The organism is Prescottella defluvii (assembly GCF_000738775.1).
Taxonomy (GTDB): Bacteria; Actinomycetota; Actinomycetes; order Mycobacteriales; family Mycobacteriaceae; genus Prescottella; species Prescottella defluvii.
This window is the reverse complement of sequence record NZ_JPOC01000113.1, coordinates 1-238: the sequence shown is the minus strand read 5'-3', so window position 1 is coordinate 238 and position 238 is coordinate 1. Positions and strand designations below refer to the sequence as shown.

The window sequence follows — 238 nt, the reverse complement described above, 5'->3', positions numbered from 1 at the left end:
CACCGTCGCGGTGGCGGCCGTCCTTGCGGTCCGCTTCGACACGGGCGGTGAGCGGTACCAGTTCGTCGAATCGCATTCGTGGATACCGGCATTCGGCACCCGGTACGAGCTGGGGCTCGACGGCATCGCCTTGGCGCTGGTGCTGCTGACCGCCGTCCTCGTGCCGTTGCTGCTGCTGGCCGGGTGGCGTGACGTGGCGTCGGACGACCCGCGCCCGCGTGCCACGCACACGTACGTG

1 pseudogene is annotated in these 238 nt (G+C 70.6%); it reads left to right on the top strand.

What is annotated here, in order from left to right:
• A pseudogene (locus tag IJ15_RS25015) lies at positions 1 to 238 on the top strand (NADH-quinone oxidoreductase subunit M); the annotation flags it as partial.